The 18127-nt window shown below is 69.7% G+C and carries 18 protein-coding genes and 1 pseudogene; 5 read left to right on the top strand and 14 right to left on the bottom strand.

The annotated features are described in order from the left end of the window. Positions 1–115 precede the first annotated feature (115 nt). Positions 116–635, top strand: a pseudogene (locus tag DR046_RS20940) (transposase); the annotation flags it as partial. Positions 636–844: 209 nt separating this feature from the next. Here the strand turns inward: DR046_RS20940 and DR046_RS20935 are convergent. Then, positions 845–2650, bottom strand: a complete 1806-nt coding sequence (locus tag DR046_RS20935) for an ABCB family ABC transporter ATP-binding protein/permease (RefSeq protein ID WP_115384317.1) — start codon at positions 2648–2650, stop codon at positions 845–847. A gap of 40 nt (positions 2651–2690) precedes the next feature. Continuing rightward, the gene (locus DR046_RS20930; RefSeq protein ID WP_115384316.1) at positions 2691–4349 is read right to left on the bottom strand and encodes a LysM peptidoglycan-binding domain-containing protein; all 1659 of its coding nucleotides are present in this window, start codon (positions 4347–4349) and stop codon (positions 2691–2693) included. 101 nt (positions 4350–4450) lie between these two features. Between DR046_RS20930 and DR046_RS20925 the strand changes: the two genes are divergently transcribed. Then, entirely contained in the window at positions 4451–4984 is a 534-nt protein-coding gene (locus DR046_RS20925; protein WP_115384315.1) for an LOG family protein, read from the top strand. On the opposite strand, the gene DR046_RS20920 is transcribed toward DR046_RS20925, so the two are convergent. The 4 genes from DR046_RS20920 to DR046_RS20905 form a co-directional block, all read right to left on the bottom strand. Further along, the gene (locus tag DR046_RS20920) at positions 4981–5436 is read right to left on the bottom strand and encodes a host attachment family protein (protein ID WP_115384314.1); all 456 of its coding nucleotides are present in this window, start codon (positions 5434–5436) and stop codon (positions 4981–4983) included. The two genes, DR046_RS20925 and DR046_RS20920, sit on opposite strands and share 4 nt — an antisense overlap. After that, on the bottom strand, positions 5433–5657 hold the full coding sequence (locus tag DR046_RS20915; RefSeq protein ID WP_115384313.1) for a hypothetical protein: 225 nt from the start codon (positions 5655–5657) through the stop codon (positions 5433–5435). The genes DR046_RS20920 and DR046_RS20915 overlap by 4 nt, the downstream gene beginning before the upstream one ends. Before the next feature lie 112 nt (positions 5658–5769). Next, entirely contained in the window at positions 5770–6369 is a 600-nt protein-coding gene (locus DR046_RS20910) for a superoxide dismutase (RefSeq protein ID WP_115384312.1), read from the bottom strand. Positions 6370–6499: 130 nt separating this feature from the next. Continuing rightward, positions 6500–6682 carry a hypothetical protein gene (locus tag DR046_RS20905; RefSeq protein WP_115384311.1) on the bottom strand — a complete coding sequence of 61 codons (183 nt, stop codon included), beginning with the start codon at positions 6680–6682 and terminating at the stop codon, positions 6500–6502. A 323-nt stretch (positions 6683–7005) separates the two neighbouring features. Here DR046_RS20905 and ccmI point away from each other — a divergent pair, with 323 nt between their 5' ends. From ccmI to DR046_RS20890, 3 genes are read left to right on the top strand one after another with little or no spacing between them, the layout of a single operon-like run. Beyond that, complete coding sequence (gene ccmI / locus DR046_RS20900; RefSeq protein ID WP_167767223.1) at positions 7006–8205, top strand: c-type cytochrome biogenesis protein CcmI; 1200 nt, start codon at positions 7006–7008, stop codon at positions 8203–8205. After that, positions 8202–8678 (top strand): Holliday junction resolvase RuvX, encoded by a 477-nt coding sequence (gene ruvX, locus DR046_RS20895; protein ID WP_115384309.1) that lies wholly within the window; start codon positions 8202–8204, stop codon positions 8676–8678. The genes ccmI and ruvX overlap by 4 nt, the downstream gene beginning before the upstream one ends. Continuing rightward, entirely contained in the window at positions 8675–8923 is a 249-nt protein-coding gene (locus DR046_RS20890) for a DUF1289 domain-containing protein (protein ID WP_115384308.1), read from the top strand. The genes ruvX and DR046_RS20890 overlap by 4 nt, the downstream gene beginning before the upstream one ends. On the opposite strand, the gene dusA is transcribed toward DR046_RS20890, so the two are convergent. The 8 genes from dusA to urtB all read right to left on the bottom strand — a co-directional run bounded on the left by dusA (position 8920) and on the right by urtB (position 18016). Then, entirely contained in the window at positions 8920–9909 is a 990-nt protein-coding gene (gene dusA / locus DR046_RS20885) for a tRNA dihydrouridine(20/20a) synthase DusA (protein WP_115384307.1), read from the bottom strand. The two genes, DR046_RS20890 and dusA, sit on opposite strands and share 4 nt — an antisense overlap. A 110-nt stretch (positions 9910–10019) precedes the next feature. After that, entirely contained in the window at positions 10020–11465 is a 1446-nt protein-coding gene (locus DR046_RS20880) for a TRAP transporter large permease (RefSeq protein WP_115384306.1), read from the bottom strand. Beyond that, positions 11458–12099, bottom strand: coding sequence for a TRAP transporter small permease subunit (locus DR046_RS20875; protein ID WP_115384305.1), 642 nt, complete (start codon positions 12097–12099; stop codon positions 11458–11460). The genes DR046_RS20880 and DR046_RS20875 overlap by 8 nt, the downstream gene beginning before the upstream one ends. Positions 12100–12162: 63 nt before the next feature. Further along, the gene (gene dctP, locus DR046_RS20870; protein WP_115384304.1) at positions 12163–13173 is read right to left on the bottom strand and encodes a TRAP transporter substrate-binding protein DctP; all 1011 of its coding nucleotides are present in this window, start codon (positions 13171–13173) and stop codon (positions 12163–12165) included. A gap of 176 nt (positions 13174–13349) precedes the next feature. Then, positions 13350–14039, bottom strand: a complete 690-nt coding sequence (urtE, locus tag DR046_RS20865; RefSeq protein WP_115384303.1) for an urea ABC transporter ATP-binding subunit UrtE — start codon at positions 14037–14039, stop codon at positions 13350–13352. Beyond that, positions 14032–14802, bottom strand: coding sequence for an urea ABC transporter ATP-binding protein UrtD (gene urtD, locus DR046_RS20860; RefSeq protein ID WP_115384302.1), 771 nt, complete (start codon positions 14800–14802; stop codon positions 14032–14034). The genes urtE and urtD overlap by 8 nt, the downstream gene beginning before the upstream one ends. After that, the gene (urtC, locus tag DR046_RS20855) at positions 14799–16085 is read right to left on the bottom strand and encodes an urea ABC transporter permease subunit UrtC (protein ID WP_115384301.1); all 1287 of its coding nucleotides are present in this window, start codon (positions 16083–16085) and stop codon (positions 14799–14801) included. Before urtC ends, urtD begins: the two co-directional genes overlap by 4 nt. Beyond that, entirely contained in the window at positions 16082–18016 is a 1935-nt protein-coding gene (urtB, locus tag DR046_RS20850) for an urea ABC transporter permease subunit UrtB (protein WP_115384300.1), read from the bottom strand. The genes urtC and urtB overlap by 4 nt, the downstream gene beginning before the upstream one ends. Between the last annotated feature and the right edge of the window lie 111 nt (positions 18017–18127).

The raw sequence follows: 18127 nt of genomic DNA, 5'->3' as shown, positions 1-18127 counted from the left end.
CTGGGAGACGCTCTCAGCCCCCCTGACCGATCAAACGAGTGACCTCGCCGCGTGAAACCGTGACGCTGAAAGCGCCGGAGATCGCGTCGAACCGATTTCCACCACCTTCGAGACAGCACCGCGGGCCGCGGCGATGCTGTGCTTCATGGGTGAGATGCGGCCGCAAAAGCATCGCTTTTGCAGCATCGAACGGGCGCAGCCCACCGCTGACGGAGAACCGCAACGGCTTGGTTGTGCAGGCGGAACTGACCCACGCCGACGGCCATGGCGAACGCAAGGCGGCGCTCGAGATGATCGATCGGCACTCCCCCGGCTCGCCCCGGCCCCTGATGCTTGGAGCAGACAAGGCATACGACAGCGCCGACTTCGTCGCCGCGCTCAGGCGGATGGCCGTGACACCCCATGTCGCGCAGAAGTCCCGGCATTCCGCCATCGACGGGCGGACCACTCAGCATCCCGGCTATGCCGTTTCACAGCGGCGCCGGAAGAAGATCGAGGAACCCTTCGGCTGGGCCAAAACCGTGGGCGGTATGGCCCAGACCGTCCACCGCGGCCTCGACAGCGTCCGCGCCCAGTTCACGATGACCATGGCGGCCTGTAACGTTGCCAGGCTGCCGAAACTCCTTGCCGCCTGACAGAAGCGGTAGCCAGACCCGGCCTCCGCAGCCACAGCCGCAAAGAACCACCTTCAAACCGTGGCGGCAGGAACGGCGTCCTTCAAGGCCGACTTCTTCAGCAGCCTGTTAGGTCGTCGTACCCTCCGCTGGCCCGAAGGCGGCGGCAAAGCGCGATCGGGCGCCTCTGGCCGCGCCCCGCGCGGATCGCCGCGCCGTCCTGCGACGGCTCAGGCGGCGTCCTCGGATTGCTGGCGATGCCAGAGGCTCGCATAGCGGCCGCTTCGGGCCAGCAGGTCGTCATGCGTGCCTTCCTCGACGATCTGCCCGTTCTCCAGCACGACAATCCGGTCCGCGTCGATTACGGTCGACAGGCGGTGCGCGATCATCAGCACCGATCGGCCGCGGGACATGGCGCGCAGCTCGGTCTGGATGTCCTGCTCGGTCTCGCTGTCGAGCGCCGAAGTTGCCTCGTCGAGGATCAGGATCGGCGGGTCCTTCAGGACGGTCCGGGCGATGCCGACGCGCTGCTTTTCGCCGCCCGACAGCTTCAGCCCGCGCTCGCCCACGGCGGTCTCGTAGCCTTCCGGCAGGCTGGCGATGAAGGCGTCGATCTTGGCGGCGCGGGCCGCCTCCGCGACCTCGGCGAAGCTCGCCTCGGGGCGGCCATAGGCGATGTTGTAGCGGATCGTGTCGTTGAAGAGGACGGTGTCCTGGGGCACGACGCCGATCTGGGCGTGCAGGCTTTCCTGCGTCACGGCCCGCACATCCTGCCCGTCGATCAGGATCGCGCCGCCGTCGACGTCGTAGAACCGGAACAGCAGCCGCGAGATGGTCGACTTGCCGGCGCCGGAGGGGCCGACGATCGCGACGCTTTCGCCCGCGGCGACGGTCAGGGTCAGGCCGCGCAGGATCGGGCGGGCGGGGTCGTAGCCGAAGCGGACGTCGCGTAGCTCGATCCGGCCCTTCGGCACCCTCAGCGGCACCGCGTCGGGCCTGTCCTGCACCTCGGACGGCTGATCGAGCAGGCCGAACATCTCGCCCATGTCGACCAGCGCCTGCCGGATCTCGCGATAGACGGTGCCGAGGAAGTTCAGCGGCATCGTGATCTGGATCATGTAGGCGTTGACCATGACGAAGTCGCCAACGGTCAGCTCGCCACTCTGCACGCCCGTCGCGGCCAGCACCATGACGGCGACGAGACCGGCGGTGATCAGGACCGCCTGCCCGAAGTTCAGAAAGCCCAGCGAATAGGACGTCTTCAACGCCGCCTGCTCGTAGAGCGCCATCGCCCCGTCATAGCGCGCCGCCTCGCGCCGCTCGGCACCGAAATACTTGACGGTCTCGAAGTTGAGCAGGCTGTCGATGGCCTTCTGATTGGCGTCGGTGTCCTGCTCGTTCATCTGACGCCGGATGCGGACGCGCCATTCCGTGACCCTGAAGGTGAAGCCGACATAGGCCGCGATGGTGACGAGCACGATCGCCATGTAGCGTATGTCGAACGCGATCCACAGGATCACGCAGATGAGCAGCAGCTCCAGGATCAGCGGACCGATCGAGAACAGCAGGAAGCGCAACAGGAAGTCGACGCCTTTCACCCCCCGCTCGATGATCCGCGACAGACCGCCGGTCTTGCGCGTGATGTGATAGCGCAGCGAAAGCTGATGCATATGCGTGAACGTCTCGGAGGCGAGGCGGCGCAGCGCCCTCTGGCCGACGCGGGCAAAGATCACGTTCTGCAGCTGCTGGAAGCCGATGTTGAGCGTCCGCGCCAGGCCGTAGACCACCGTCAGCGCGATGGCCCCGGCGCCCAGTGCCCAGGCCGGCGTGACCGTGTCCGGCGCCAGCGCGTCGACGGCGGCCTTGTAGAGAAACGGCGTCGACACCGCGATCAGCTTGGCGAGCACCAGCATGACGAGGGCCGCGACGACGCGGCGTTTCACCCATCCCTCGCCCGGCGGCCAGAGATAGGGCGAGACCTTGCGCACGATGGACCAGCCGGAGGACGCGCGCTCCACGTTCGGATCAGAGGCCATGAGGAAGACTTTCGGAAAGGCTCGGGTCGACGCGGGGACGCTACTCCGCTCCCGGCAGACGGAAAACCTGGCCGGGATAGATCAGATCCGGGTCGCGGATCTGATCGCGGTTGGCCTCGAAGAGCTGGACGTACTGGATGCCCTCGCCGAAATATCCTTCGGACAGGGCCCAGAGCGTATAGCCCGGCTGCACCGTGATCGCGGTGGCGCCGTCACGGCGGGCCTGGGCGGCGATCTCGGGCGCGGTGCGCTGGAACGGGGTCTCGACCCGGGCGGTCACGCTGCCGTCGGCGCCGACCTCGTCGACGCGCAGCGTGTACACCCCGCTGGCAACGTTCGACAGCGGCGCATTCCACTGCCCGTCCGGCCCGACCCTGACCGTCTGGACCGGCTGGTTGTTGAGGTAGATGCGCAGTTCGGACCGGAGCTTTGCGCGGCCGGCGATCTGCACCTCCCCGACCGTATCGTAGGAGATCACGTCGATGCCGAGGTCCTGCGTGACTTGCGGCTGGTCCGCCGGGCTGGGCGTCTCGACCGACAGGCCGTCGGGGCCGGCGCGGATCAGGCGCGGCGCGCTCGGCGCCTGCAGCGGCGCGCTTCCGTCGGCGGAGATGGCGGGCGCGGTGCCGGGCTGGACCGGCACGACAGGCGCGACCGAGGCGGCGGTCTCGGGGACACGGGCGCGGTCGGGGGGCGCCGTCGGATCCGGCGGCGTGAGCGAGGATGGCGCGGCACGTGCGAGCTGGTCCGCAGCGGGCGTCGGCGGGGCGGGTGCCGGTCCGGGCACGGGCGCCTCACCGGGCTCGGGGCGGAGCGCGCCCGCGGCGACCGGCGGCGCAGGTCGGCTCGGATCGGTCAGGGCCGCGTCTGCGCCCGGCGCCGGCAGGTCGTCGGGGGTCGCTCGGGCCAGTTGCTCGGCCTCGGGCAGGACGGGGTCGGGGGCCGCGCCGGGAACCGGCGCCTCCCCGACGGGAGCGAGCGCGGCGGCGGCCGAGACCGGCGCGGCCGGGCGGGTCCGATCGGCGAGGCTCGCGTCGCCACCGGGCGCCGTCAGGTCCGCGGGCGCAGCGCGTGCGACATGGTCGGACCCGGCAGGGTCCAGCGTCGGGATGCTGTCGACCCCCGGCGCGACCTGTCCCGCCACCTCCTGCCCGGCCGAGGGACGGGGCGTGCTGCGATCCGCGACGGGCGCGCGCCCCGGTCCCGACTGGCCGGGGAAGGTGGGCGCGACGATCACAGTCTCGACGGCGCGGGTCACCACGCCGTCCGCCGTCGTCGCCTCCAGCGTCAGCACCTGCGGCTCGGCCGAGGCGGGCAGGTCGAACAGGGAGACGAAGCTGCCGCTCGCATCCGTTCGAGCCGAGGCGATCACCGAGCCGTCGAGGCGCAGCACGACGTCGGCAGAGGCGGGACCGGTGCCAGCTACCAGCGCGCTGCCCTGCGCGTCGACGCGGACGACACCCATCTCGGGCGGCCGGATCGTGGGCTCGGCCGGCATGACCGGCGTCTCGGGTGCCACGGGGTCGGAGCGGGTCACCGCGACGGCAGCATCCGTCGCCGCCGGCCCTCCGGTCGCCAGTTCGTCTTTCGAGGTCGAAACGGCGATCAATTCGGCGTCGCGCGTCAGGGCGCCATACACGATGAGGCCCACGACCAGCGCCGACGCGACCACACCCCCGAAAACGGCACTGACGTTCATCGTGATTCCCTTGACGCGCGCTTGCGCGACCTTCTCGAATCCTTATCAATGGTTCGGTCCTGGGTCAAAAGCACGACGTTCGGGCCCGGCACGGGGGTTTCATGCGATCCATCTGCGTCTATTGCGGCAGCCGCGACGGCGCCCGCCCGGCTTTTGCGCAGGCTGCGGAGGCGCTAGGCCGCGGCATCGCCGCGCGTGGATGGCGGCTGGTCTACGGCGCGGGGGATGTCGGTCTGATGGGCCGGGTCGCGCGCGCCGTCCAGGAGTCGGGGGGCGAGACCTTCGGCGTGATCCCGTCCCACCTGCTGCAGCTGGAGGTCGGCAAGCGCGACCTGACGCGCTTCGTCGTCACCGAGACGATGCACGAGCGCAAGAAGGTCATGCTGATGAACGCGGACGCGGTGATCGTGCTGCCGGGCGGCGCCGGCACGCTGGACGAGTTCTTCGAGGCGCTCACATGGCGCCAGCTCGGCCTGCATGACAAGCCGATTATCGTCCTGAATGTCGATGGTTACTGGGACCGGCTCTCGGCGCTGATGCGAGCGGTCGTCTCCGATGGCTTTGCCGATCCGAGCCTTCTGGACTTCGTGCGGACGGCCCCGGACGCCGGGGCCGCCCTGGATCTGCTGGCCTAGGCTTCTGCCAGGCTGTCTGCGACGATCTCCTCGATCTCGTGGCGGGGATGGTTGGTCAGCGTCTTGTCGAGCGTGGCGATCAGCTTGTCGGCCACCTCCTTGTGCATCGCATCGCGGACGACGCCCAGCACCTGCGGCGGCGCCACGAGGATCAGCTTTTTGAACTCGCCCGCATGGGCCATGTGGTAGAGCCGGTCGGCCAGGTCCGCGGCGAAGCGGTCCTTCTGAAGCTCGTGGAAGTCGGTCTCGTCATAGGCGCGCACGCCGGGGCTGGCGCTTTCATGGACGCGGCCGCGGCGGTTGGCGGTCTGCTCGCGGTCGGGGGGATTCGGCTGCGTCTCCTTTTCGATGACGTCGAGATTCGGGTCCTCGGCATCGGTGCGATTGCGCAGGAACAGCGCCTTCTCACTGTCGGTGACGACGACCAGCGCGTGGTGGGGGATGCCGCTCATCGGTCGTCATCCTCCTCACGCTCGCCGCGTTCCTTGGACTTGGTCACGCGGGTCGTGCCCTTCACGCCCTGCTCGGTGGCACGCTTCAGGCTGTCCTCGGTGCCGACGTCGCGGGCAACCTGCCCGCCGGAGCGGCCCTGCTGATCCGGCGTCTCCGGCATGTCCTCGATGAACTCGTCGGTTTCCCGTTTCCCGTCCTGGGAGCGATGTCGCTCGGCCATGATGTCCTCCTTGCAGGCTGTTTCCACAAGAACGCCCGGGACGGTTGCGGCGTTCCGGCATCAACGAAAAAGGGCCCCGCAAGGGGGCCCTTCCTGTCTGAGAGAGACCGGCTCACATCCGCGAGGCAACGTTCTCCCAGTCGACGAGGTTGTCGAGGAAGTTGGTCAGGTAGGCCGGGCGCTTGTTGCGGAAGTCGATGTAGTAGGAATGCTCCCAAACGTCGCAGCCAAGCAGCGCGGTCTGGCCGAAGCAGAGCGGGTTCACGCCGTTCTCGGTCTTGGTGACCTTCAACCCGCCATCGCGGTCCTTCACGAGCCAAGCCCAGCCGGAGCCGAACTGCCCCGCGCCGGCGGCCGAGAACTCTTCCTTGAACTTGTCGACCGAGCCGAAGCTGTCCGTGATGGCCTTCTCAAGCTCGCCCGGCATGGCGACGGTGTTCGGCGTCATCATCTCCCAGAACTGGTTGTGGTTCCAGAGCTGGCTGATGTTGTTGAAGATCCCGTTCTGGGCCACCGCCTCGGGCTGGTAGGTCCCGGTGATGATCTCCTCGAGGGACTTGCCCTCCCACTCGGTGCCGGCGATCAGCTTGTTGCCGTTGTCGACATAGGCCTTGTGGTGGAGGTCGTGGTGATATTCCAGCGTCTCCTTCGACATGCCCTTCGATTCGAGCGCATCGTGAGCGTAGGGAAGATCGGGAAGGTCGAATGCCATTTGGGCCCCCTGTCGTTTCGATTGTGTCACGGTGAAGTGAGGCGCAAGGGGGCCGCCGTCAAGCGGCGGGATGGCCCGAACCCGCGCCGATTGGCCCGTCGCGGCGGTCGATCGGGGCCTGCTCGGCCGCTCAGTCGCCGATCTGCGGCCAGCCCGAGGTGCCGGGCGCGTCGATGCGGACGTCGGGCGTACCGATCCCGAGATCGATGACCCCGCCGATCAGCGCGAGCGCCACGAGCACCGCGGCAGCCAGCGTCCCGCCGATGAGGAAGGAGAGGCCGCGGATACGGGAGGGGGGCGTGACAAAGGCCATGGGGCTGCGCGAACTTCGTTGAGAGCTTCGTTACGTTTACGACACGATCATACCGCGGTTCTCTTGCCTTTGAAGCCCCCGAAATGAAGGGGCTTTCGTGTCAACCTCGGGGCGCGGCGCCGGCTAAGACGGCAAAAACCTGCCGATGCCTGTCAAACATGCGTCCGGGATGTGCCGAGGAACGGACGATGCCGCTCCGACGGGCGCGGGCGGAGGTCCGGAGCGAATCGTCCGCGTCACGCTCCGGGCGCTCAAGCCTTCGTCATCCGCCCTTTCGGCCATCGCCCGCGCGGTCTAGGGTCCGGCCCGAAACGGAGGCCCTCATGCTGTTCTGGATCGCGGCCGCCGCCCTGACGGTCGGCTGCACCGCCATCGTCCTCGCCGCCTTCCGCACCCCGCCCGAGTCGGTGGCGCCGGATGTGGCCGTCTATCGCGACCAGCTGCGGGAGCTCGACCGCGACCGTGCGCGGGGCACGCTGTCGGACAGCGAGGCCGAGGCCGCCCGGGCCGAGGTGGCGCGCCGCCTGCTGGCCGCCGACAAGGCCGCGCAAGGCGCCGTCGCGGGCTTTCGCGGCAACGGTGTGCTTGGTGCGGGGCTGGCCGTTGTGCTGGTGCTGGCCGCGACCGCCGCGACCTACCTGACCGTCGGCGCCCCCGGCTACGGCGACATGCCGCTGCAGGCCCGGATCTCCGTCATCGAGGAAAACCGCGCCGCCCGCGCGTCGCAGGCCGTGGCCGAGGCCGAGGTGCCTGACCGGATCGACGAGTCCCGGCCGGAGGTCTCCGATATGGCGCAGCAGCTGCGCGACCTGCTCGTGGACCGCCCCGACGACCTGCGCGGCTGGCGGCTCGCCGCGCAGACCGAGGCGGGGCTGGGCAACATGGAGGCCGCGTGGCGCGCGCAGCAGCGCGTGATCGAGATCCTCGGCGACGACGCAACCGCCGAGGATCATGCCGTTCTGGCGGAGCTGATGATCCTTGCCGCGGGAGGCTATGTCTCGCCGGAGGCGGAGGCGGCGCTGGAGGCTGCCCTGCGCCGCGACCCGAGCCTCGGCCTCGCGCGTTTCTACCTCGGCAGCATGTATGCGCAGGGCGGGCGTCCCGACCTCGCCTGGCCGATCTGGCGCCGCCTTCTTGCCGACAGCACGCCAGACGCGCCCTGGCTGCCGATCATCTACGACCGGATCGAGGCGATCAGCCGGGCCGCCGGCGATCCCACGCCGGTCGAGCAGCTTCCGACCCCGCGCGGCCCCACCGCCGAGGATATCGAGGCCGCCGGCGAGATGACGCTCGAGGAACGGGTCGAGATGATCGAGGGCATGCGCGCCCGGCTCGCCGCGCGGCTCGCCTCCGAAGGCGGGTCGCCACAGGAATGGGCGCAGCTGATCGTCGCCAACGGCGTGGTCGGCGACACCGACGGCGCCGCCGCCGTCTACGGGGAGGCCAAGCTGGTCTTCGCCGAGGATCGCGGTGCGCTGGATGTTCTGGCCCGGGCGGCGGAGCGGGCGGGGCTCGCCCCGTGATCCACGAGACCATCGAGGCTTTCGCCTCCGCCCTGCCCCCCACGGGCGCGCTGGCCGGTCTGGACCTCGGCACCAAGACCATCGGCGTGGCGGTGTCGGACGGGCTGCGCTCCGTCTCGACGCCGCTCGAGACGATCCGCCGCACGAAGTTCACCGCCGATGCCGTCGCGCTGGAGGCGATCCTGACGAAGCGCGCCATCGCGGGGATCGTGCTGGGCCTGCCGCTGAACATGGACGGCAGCGAGGGGCCGCGCGTGCAGGCCTCCCGCGCCTTCGCGCGCAACCTCGCCCGCCGCATCGACACGCCCATCGCCTACTGGGACGAGCGGCTGTCCACCGTCGCCGCCGAGCGCGCACTGCTGGCCGCCGACGCGTCGCGCAAGCGCCGGGCCGAGGTCATCGACCACGTCGCGGCGGGCTACATCCTTCAGGGCGCGCTCGACCGCCTGCACCATCTCCGGAGCGTTTCTTGACCCAGGACCCCGCCTCCGACCGCATCTGGCGCCGCGCCGAGATCGAGAGCCCCTGCGTGAAGATCTGCGTCGTCCATCCCGAGACGCGGCTCTGCACCGGCTGCCTGCGCTCCATCGACGAGATCGCGCAATGGTCGCGCCTCACGCCCGACGCGCGCCGCGCGATCATGGAAGAACTGCCCGCGCGCGAGGCGCGCCACCGGGTGCGCCGTGGCGGGCGCGCGGCGCGGCTGAAGAAGGGCTAGGCCGCCTCCGCCATCACGTGGTCCAGCGCCGCGTGCAGCACCTCGATCCCGGCGCCGGGCCGCGCCGCGCCCTCCGACAGCGTCCGCCGCCAGCCGCGTGCGCCGGGCAGCCCGGCGAAGAGGCCCAGCATGTGTCGCGTCACCTGCCCCAGTTTGCCGCCTTCGGCCAGATGCGCCTCGATATGCGGCCCCATCCGCAGCGCCGCCTCGGTGCGCGAGGAACAGGGGTCGGCGGTCCCGAAGATGCGGGAATCGGCCTCGAGCAGGATCGCCCCCGGATCGTGATAGGCCGCGCGGCCGACCATGACGCCATCCACCACGCGTAGCTGCTCGGCCACGGCATCGAGCGACCCGATCCCGCCGTTGATCGACAGGTGCAGCTCCGGGAAGCGCGCCTTCACCGCGTGAACCAGAGGATAATCGAGCGGCGGTACCTCCCGGTTCTGCTTCGGGCTCAACCCCTGTAGCCAGGCCTTCCGGGCATGCACGGTCACCCGCCCGACGCCCGCGTCCCGCACCCGGGCGAGGAAGTCCGGCAGCACCGTCTGCGGGTCCTGGTCGTCCACGCCGATCCGGCATTTCGCCGTGACCGGCACGCCGCCAGCCGCGTCGATCATCGCGCCGAGGCAGTCGGCGACCAGCGCGGGCCGTTCCATCAGCACGGCGCCGAAGCAGCCCGACTGCACCCGGTCCGAGGGGCAGCCGACATTCAGGTTGACCTCGGCATAGCCCCTCTCCACCGCCATCGCCGTCGCCTCCGCCAGCTCTGCCGGGTCGGAACCGCCGAGTTGCAGCGCCACGGGGTGCTCGGCCGCGTCGAAGTCCAGCAGGTGGCCCGCCCCGCCGCGCACCAACGCCGCGCTGGTCACCATCTCGGTATAGAGAAGCGCCTTCGCCGACAGGACGCGATGGAAGGCGCGGCAGTGGCGGTCGGTCCAGTCCATCATCGGCGCGACGGAGAGACGGGCGTGTCGGTCAAGTTGCATCGCTTCGCCTCCTGGACCCTGAACGGCCTCGTCGGCGGGCATATAGGCATGAAGGCGAGTGAGGGAAACCGCCCCGGCGCGCGCCGGGACGGGTCGTGACCATCCGCTCGTCAGACCTGGCTCGGCAGCCAGAGCACGATCCACGGGAAGGCGACCAGCGCCGCAATGGTCAGCGCGTCCGCAATGAAGAACGGCGTCACCCCGCGGAACACGTCCTGCACCGTGATGTCGGGGCGCACGCCTGCGACGACGAAGCAGTTGAGGCCGATGGGCGGGGTGATCAGGCAGAACTCGGCCATCTTCACCACCAGGATCCCGAACCAGATGGCGCACATCGGGCCCGACATGCCGAAGGTCGAATCCGCCGCCGAGACGTCGACGCCCCCGTTCAGCGCCATCACCGCCGGATAGACCACCGGCAGGGTCAGCAGCAGCATCCCGATTGCGTCCATGAACATGCCGAGCACCGCATAGGCTAGCAGGATGCAGATCAGGATCAGCATCGGCGAGACCGTCAGCGAGGTGATCCAGTCCGCGAAGACGCCCGGCAGGTCGGCGAAGCCCAGGAAACGCACGTAGATCAGCACGCCCCAGATGATCGTGAAGATCATCACGCTCAGCTTCGCAGTCTCGATCAGGGCGTCGCGGAACTCGGTCCAGCGCATGCCGCGCCAGACGGCCATGACGAAGACGATGAAGGCGCCGATGGCCCCGCCCTCGGTCGGCGTGCCCCAGCTGTCGCCGCCGAAGGGGATCTCGACGGTGCTGCCGAACAGCACCATCTCGCCCGGGATCGGGTTGTAGACGAAGAACAGGATGATGACGACCACCGCCACGATGGGCAGAGCCGGCGGCAGCGCGGCGAAGCGCTGTCGCCAGGTGAAGCCGGTTACGGCCGGGCCGAAGTTCTTGATCGTCAGGGCGAGGCCGATGATGATCGCGGCGTAGACCAGCGCCGAGAAGACGCCCGGGATGAAGCCTGCAAGCAGGAGCATGCCGACATCCTGCTCCACGATGATGGCATAGATCACGAGGATCGCCGAGGGCGGGATGAGGGAGGCGAGCGTCCCCGCAGCGGCCACGACTCCCGCCGCGAAGCGCTTGTCGTAGCCGATGGCCAGCATCTCGGGGATGGCGATGCGCGAGAAGACGGCGGCGGTGGCGACGGACGCGCCCGAGACGGCCGCGAAGCCCGCGGTGGCGAAGACCGTCGAGACGGCAAGGCCGCCGGGTACCCATGCAACCCAGCGCTTGGCGGCCTCGAACAGCGCCTGCGTCAGCCCGGCGTAATAGGCGAGGTAGCCGATCAGGATGAAGGTCGGGATCAGGCTCAGCGCCTGGCTCGCCACCTTCGCCTGCGGCACCTGCCCCGCCGTGCCGACCGCGACGCCGAGCGCCCAGCCGAACTCCGCCATGGCGAAGTCCTTGCGCGCCCAGAAGATCAGCAGCAGCCCGATCAGGCCCGCGCCCGCCGCGGCGAAGGCCACGCGCATGCCGAGGATGACCGCGACCAGCAGCCCGCCCGAGACCCAGAGCCCGATGGTGATGTTATCCATCGGTCTTCTCCCGCGCGGCGAGCTGGTCCGCCTCCATCGCGGCCTGCGTGGCGGCGTCGGCCACCAGCGGCACGGCCACGGGGCGCTCGCGGTTCTGCGCGAAGGCGCGGCCATAGCCCCAGAGCTGCAGCGACAGCCGCAGCAGCAGCACCGCAAGCGCCACCGGCACGACCAGCTTGCCCGGCCAGATCGGCAGGCCGATATCCATGGAACTGTCCCGGCTCCACATCGGGCGCGACAGGTCGAAGCTTCGGTCGAAATGCAGCCAGCTCCCCCAGAGCAGCAGCGCGGCGAGAAGGAAGATCAACGCCGTTGTCGCGAACTCCGCCGCCCAGAGCGCGCGGCCCTTCAGGGCGCCGACCAGGATGTCCATCCGGATATGCGCGCCCTCGCGCGTCACATAGCTGACGCCGAGGATCGCGATGACCGGCATCAGCGCCTCGATCCAGTCGACATAGCCCGGCAGCGGCGCGTTGAAGAAGTTGCGCCCGCCGACCGAGCCGACTGCCAGCAACATCAGCGAAAAGATCGCGAGCCCGCCGATGAAGATGAGCACAAGCTCGAGGCGCAGAAGCGCACGGTCGAGTCGGCTGAGCAGAGTGTCATCTGCCAGCACGAGGGAGCCAGATGCCATCGGCACCTCCCTTTGGACTGTGGGGAGAGGGGGCGCGCCGCGCGCGCCCCCGGGGTCGGACGGTCAGCTGCCTTCGGCGACCATGCCGGTGACCATGTCGTAGAGCTCCTGCGCGGGCAGGCCGCGGGCGGTGTTCTCCTCGATCCAGGCCTGGGCGGCGGGAGCGGCGGCCGCTTCCTCGAAGGCGGCGATCTCCTCGTCGGAGAACGTGATCTGCTCGATCCCGCGCTCCTCGAGCGCCGGGCCCCAGGCGGCCATCGTCTCCTGATTGTAGAAGTCGATGTAGTAGTCCAGCGCCTCGTCGATGGAGCTCATCAGCGCCTCGCGATGCTCGTCGGACAGCGACTCGAGCGCGTCGGTGTTGGCGACCACCGGGCAGTTCACGGTGCCGGGGTTGAGGTTGGTCGTCCACCAGTCGCCGCTCTCGATCGTGCCGAAGGACATGTGGGCGTGCGGGGCGAAGCTGACCGCCTTGACGACGCCCGAATCCATCGCCTGCCGGACCTCGGTCGCGCTCATCGAGGTCGGGACGGCGCCGACCGCGCCCATCGCGGCGCCGATGCCGCCGGTGGCGCGGACCGACAGGCCCTCGAAATCCGACAGCGAGTCTGGGGCCTCGCCCATGCCGACCAGGTTGTACTGCGGCAGCGGCGAAGGCATCAGCAGCGTCGCGTTCCACTGCGCCATCTCCTCGACGACGGCCGGATGCTGGTAGAGCGCCATCGAGATGTCCCGCTCCTGCTCCAGCGTCTCGACGCCGAGGAAGGGCAGCTCCAGCACGGTGATCGCCGAGTTCTTGTCAGGGTGATAGCCCGCGCAGAACTGCGCCATCTCGAAGGCGCCGAGCGAGATGCCGTCGAGGTTCTCGCGCTCGCCCGAGAGGCCGCCATAGGAGATGTTCATCGTGAACTCGCCGTTCGTCTTCTCGGAGACGAGCTCGGCCAGCTTCTCGACATGTTCGGTGAAGGCCCGGCGCTGTCCCCAGAGCGAGACGTTCCATTCCACCGCCATCGCCTCGGAGCCGATGGAGACCGACAGCGCCACGAGCGCGGTGCGGGTGAGTAGGTTGTTCATGATGTCCTCCCTGACGTTTGTTTATGGCGCGGAGTATCGGGGCATCGCGCCGGTTTGTGAAAGAGGAAATCGCCGCCTTTCCCCTCGCCTCCGATATTGCGTGTCCGTCTCGCGGCTTGACGGGTCATGCGCATCTCTGCCTACCTTGGGTTCTGCGGATCGCCGGGACCGGGCAGCTAGACCGAAACGTCGGCCAGCACCGCCTCTCGGCTGGCGCCCGCGCGGGCCTCGTCGCGGATGACGGCGCCCCGGCGCAGGGCGACGATCCGGTCGGCGAGGTCCCAGGCGAAGTCGAAGCGCTGCTCGACCAGCACGATGGCCATCTCGCCCGCGTCCCGCAGGTCGCGGATGACCCGGCCGATCATGGCGATGATGTTGGGCTGGATGCCCTCCGTCGGCTCGTCCAGCAGCAGGACCTTGGGCCGCGTCACCAGCGCGCGGGCGATGGCAAGCTGCTGCTGCTGCCCGCCGGACAGGTCGCCTCCGCGGCGCCCGCGCATCTCGTCGAGCACGGGAAACAGCTCGAAGACGTTCTCCGGCAGGCGCCGCTCTGGCTTGGGCAGGCAGGCGAGGCCAACCTCCAGGTTCTCCTGCACGGTGAGCTGCGGGAAGATCTCGCGCCCCTGCGGGACATAGGCGATGCCCGCCTGCGCGCGCGCCTTGGCTCCCTGCCCCGGCTCCGCCCCGTCGAGGGTGATCCGGCCCTCGGCCGGGTGGCGCCCTGCGATCGCCTTGAGGAGCGAGGTCTTCCCCGTCCCGTTCAGCCCCATCACGCAGGTGATCGCGCCCGGCGCCGCCATGAGGTCGATGCCGTGCAGGATGCGGCTGCCGCCGTAGTCGAGGATGATCTTCCGGGCCTCAAGCATGTTCGGCCTCCGCCTCGGCCCCGGCTTCGGGCCGGCCAAGATAGACGTCGATGACGCGCGGGTCGGCGCAGACGAAGTCGAGCGAGCCCTCGGCCAGGCTGCGCCCCTCGTGCAGGACGGTCACGCGGCAGTTCAGGCGGCGGACGAATTCCATGTCGTGCTCGATCACGACGACGGCGTGGTCCTTCGCGGCCTCGACAAGCATCTCGGTCGTCCGCTCCCGCTCGGCCGAGGTCATGCCGGCCGCCGGTTCGTCCACCAGCAGAAGCCGCGGTTCCTGCGCCAGAAGCATCCCGATCTCCAGCCATTGCTTCTGGCCATGCGACAGCACCCCTGCCCTGCGGCGCATATGGGCGGTCAGGCCGACGCGCTCGGCCACCTCGCCGGCGCGCGTCTCCATCGAGGGGCGGCGGGTCAGGACGGTCCACGGGGACCGCGGCGAGGCCAGCGCCATGGCGAGGTTCTCGAAGACGGTCTGGTCCTCGAAGACGGTGGGCTTCTGGAACTTCCGCCCGATCCCGGCGCGGGCGATCTGCGCCTCGGACATGCGGGTCAGGTCGCGTGACAGCTCGCCGTAGCGGATCGAGCCGGAGTCGGGCCGGGTCTTGCCGGTCACGAGGTCCATGAAGGTCGTCTTGCCCGCGCCGTTCGGCCCGATGATGGCGCGCAACTCCGGCTCTCCGACGGTGAAGGAGAGGTTGTCGATGGCCTTGAACCCGTCGAAGGACTTGGAAACGCCCGAAACTTCGAGCAGCGCGCTCACGGCCGTTCCTCCTCGGCGCGCAGCGCGCCCTCGTCCGGGCCGAGGTCGGAGGTGCGGCGGCTGCGCCGCTCCGTCCAGAGGTCGACGAGGCCGCCCAACCCCTTGGGCGCGAAGAGCGTCACCAGCACGAAGGTCAGGCCCAGAAGCACCAGCCACCAGTCGGTCCAGCGGATCTCGTAGAAGCCGAGGTCGATGTCGGGGGCGCCGCCGCCGGTGAACCAGGAGGACAGGAGCGAGACGAAGGCTGCGCCGATGACCGCGCCGTAGAGAAGTCCGCGCCCGCCGATGGCGACCCAGACCGCGAGGTAGATGGAGGCGATGGGCGCGATCTCGGCCGGGTTCACGATGCCCGCCTGCGGGTAGTAGAGTGCCCCCGCGATCCCGCAAGCCATTGCCGTGCCCGTGAAAATGGCGAGCTTGTAATGCTCGACCTCGTAGCCGAGGAAGCGGACCCGCGCCTCGTCGTCGCGGATGCCGCGCAGGACGGAGCCGAAGCGGCCTGCGACGGTCCAGGCGGCGAGCAGGTAGGCGCCGGCGAGCGCGAGGGCCGAGGCCCAGAGGAACCACAGGCTGATGGTGGATTGCGGGACGTGGTCGAGGCCGGGCAGATTCTGCAGTCCGCTCAGACCGTTGTTGCCCCGAAGGCCACTGTCGTTCTGGAACAGCCAGAGGCTGAGCGCGAGGGTTCCGGCCTGGGTAAGGATCGACAGGTAGACCCCCGCAACGCGGGAGCGGAAGGCGAGCCAGCCGAAGATCAGCGCAACGATTCCAGGGACTAGAACCGCGGCGGCAAGCTGGAGTGGCAGCGATCCGGCGAAGGCCCAGAGCCAGGGGATCTCGGTCGAGCCGACGACGCCGAAGATCTGGGAGCCGATGGCCTCCTGCACCTCCAGCGGGGTGGCGGGGAGCGGGTTTCGGGCGAGCGTGTCGAGCACGATGAGCTCGGTCCGGTCCCACATCAGCCACATGCCGATGGCGTAGCCGCCGATCCCGAAAAACGCGAAATGCCCGAGGCTTAGGATGCCCGTATAGCCCCAGACAAGGTCCATCGCGAGCGCCGCGAGGCAGAGGCAGAGCGTCTTGCCCAGCAGCTTCACCGTGGATGTCGAGACATGGCCGGTCTGCGCCAGCACCGTCGCCCCGATGGTCACGAGCGCGAGGATCGCGAGGAAGATCAGGACGTCGGGGCGGCGGATCAGGGGCCTGCGGATCGAGGGGTGATCCGCGGGTGATCCACGGGTGATCCGCGTCGGACGTCCCGCAGATGCGGTCGCGTCGGTCATTGGACGAACCTCCCCTTCTGGGCGACGATGCCGCGCGGGCGGAACTGGATGAAGAGGATGATGAAGAGGATCATGTAGGTCTGCGCCGCGAGGGTGTTCGACGGGTTCAGCCACTCGATCCCCTTCTGCAGTCCGCCGATCATCCCCGCGCCGACCAGCGTGCCGAAGACCGAGCCGACGCCGCCGACGACGACGGTCATGAAGCTCTGCACGATGTAGCCGGAGCCCATCTCGGAGGTGACCTGCGCGAAGAGGCCGATGGCCACGCCCGCCACCCCCGCGATGCCCGAGCCCAGCGCGAAGGTTGCCATGCCGACGCGGTCAGGGTCGATGCCGAGGCTGGCCGCCATGCCGGGGTTCTGGGTCACGGCCCGCACCTCGAGCCCCAGCCGGGTGCGGCGCAGGATCCAGACGAGCAGCGCGAGGAAGCCCAGCGCCAGGACGAAGATCGCGATGCGGATGTAGCTGATCCCGATCACGTCGTTCAGCGACCAGGCGCCGGCAAGCCAGGCGGGCGAGGTCAGCGGCACGGCCTGGGTGCCGAAGATGTTCTTGAAGATCTGCTGCAGCGCGACCGAGATCCCGAAGGTCGCCAGCAGCGTCTCCAGCGGGCGGTGCAGCAGGTGGCGGATCACCAGCCTCTCCAGCACGACCCCGGCGGCGGCGGCGACCACGAAGGCGAGCGGCAGCGCGATGATGAGCGAGACGGTGTAGTCGGGCACGATCGTCTGGACGACGTAGCCGGTATAGGCGCCGATCATGATGAACTCGCCATGCGCCATGTTGATGACGCCCATCACGCCGAAGGTGATGGCGAGGCCGATGGCGGCGAGGAAGTAGATGCTGGCCAGCGACAGCGCGTCGAGCGTCAGGTCGGCGGCCTGGGCGCGGGCGACGCGGGCCCCGACCTCGTCCAGCGCGGCGGCGGCGGCGGTCGTGATGGCCGGGTCGGGCTCGTCGTAGACGGCCGTGATCGGGGTCTCGGCCAGAAGCCGGGCCACGGCATCGGGCGCCGCGCGGGGCGGCACCGCACCAGCTTGCGCCAGCGTCTCGTAGGCGGCCCAGCGGGCGTCCTCGGTGTTCAGGCTGGCAACCGCGACGCCGGCGACCGACTCGCCCTCGATAGCCGCGATCAGCGCCGCATCGCGGTCGGCGCGCGAGACCTGCGCGACCTCGAACCCCGCCTCGGCCAGAAGGGCCACGGCCGCCGGTTCGGAAATGTCGGTGCCGGGCACGAGGACGCGCGCGATGTTGGCGCCTGCCTCGGGGGGGCCGACGACGGTTCTGGTGGTCAGCACGTTGTTGAGCGCCGCGCGCCCTTCGAGCGACACCTTGTCGGAGAGCCAGTCGATGGCGGCGAGGCGGGCGGCCTGGTTCTCGCCGAAGCGCAGGGTGATGAGGCGCTCCAACTCCTCCTTGCGGTCGCGGATGGCGCCGTTCTCCTCGGTCTCGATGGAGGCGCGCAGCGGCCCCAGCAGGTCGGGGGTCGCGTTGCGGGAGAGCGCGTCGAGCGCCGCGCGGCGGCGGGCGGGATCGGGGTCGTTCAACTGGAACTGCACCAGCGCGGTGCCGATGAGGCGGCGCACGCCCGCGTTGGGCTTGAGCTCGGTCGCCTCGCGCCGGCCGACCTCGCCTGCCTCGGCGCCGTCCTCGACGGAGCGCAGGACGTAGACGTCGCCCTCGCGCTGGCCATAGAAGAACAGCCCGTCGGCGTCGCGCCGGACCACGCCCTTGTCGGCCCAGGCTTCGAGGAACTCCGTCATCGCGGGCAGGCCGCTGGCCGAAAGGTCGTCGAGCACGGGCTGGATGGTCTGGCGCGACGGGTCGGCGATGTCCTCGGCATGGGTCTGGAGCAGGGTCTGCACCGGTCCCTGTTGCGCGAGCGCGGACAGCGGGATGACCAGAAGGGCCAGGGCGAGAAGGATGCGCATGGAAGCTCCGGCAGGGGGAGCGTGGACGCATCGCCCCCCTGCTGAAGCGGCGCAGGGTGGAGAGGCGTCCACGCGGGATGGCGGTGGGGGCGACCTCGCGGGGCCGCCCGG

The organism is Jannaschia formosa, from assembly GCF_003340555.1.
Taxonomy (GTDB): Bacteria; Pseudomonadota; Alphaproteobacteria; order Rhodobacterales; family Rhodobacteraceae; genus Jannaschia; species Jannaschia formosa.
Note: the sequence above shows the minus strand (reverse complement) of the source record. Positions and strands in the feature narration are given on the sequence as shown.